The organism is Arthrobacter sp. GMC3 (assembly GCF_002929305.1).
In the GTDB taxonomy this organism is placed as follows: Bacteria; Actinomycetota; Actinomycetes; order Actinomycetales; family Micrococcaceae; genus Specibacter.
Window position 1 is genome coordinate 1 of record NZ_PJIO01000135.1, and the last position, 556, is coordinate 556.

1 protein-coding gene is annotated in these 556 nt (G+C 64.2%); it reads right to left on the reverse strand.

Annotation, left to right across the window (positions count from 1 at the left end; all coding sequences use genetic code 11):
• Positions 1–263: 263 nt before the first annotated feature.
• A partial coding sequence (locus CXQ94_RS23995) for a carbohydrate porin (RefSeq protein ID WP_146070425.1) occupies positions 264–556 on the reverse strand: 293 nt, incomplete at its 5' end.

Below are 556 nucleotides of genomic sequence, written 5' to 3' on the forward strand. Positions count from 1 at the left end.
GAACAAGTGGAACAAGTCAGTGAAAGGAGGCGACCCGCCCGCCGGTTTCAAATTGCCTGCGGTTAATCCCTACGCCAGCTGGTCTTGCTGCAAAGGATCGGAACAATCGATCGGGTACGACCATATTCATGCGGCAGCACGCTGATTTGGCACACCCACGGGGGTACGCAAAGGTGAAGATTGAGGAGCTGTGGGGAGTGGCGCTTGAGCGAAGCGCAGGCGGCGACCGGCTTTGCGCCCGGTCGCCGCGCTTTATGCGCCGGTCAGAAGCTGACCACCGTCTTCAGCCCTACGACCACCACGTCCTCCGCCTCGTCGAAGCCGCCGGGGCGGTGGAAGTACTGGATGTTCGGCGTCAGCGAGATGGCCGGCGTGAGGGCGACGCGGTAGTAGAGTTCCGCGGGGTATTCAACGTCCGGCACCGGTACGCCCTGTTCGCGCAAGTGCTTGCGGGCGTCGTCGTTGATCTCCAGGCGGCCGAGGCCCAGGCCGAGCTCGTCATTCGGGCGCGAGGCGAAGGGCGCGGAGAGGATGCCGCCAACCTGCCAGATGCGCT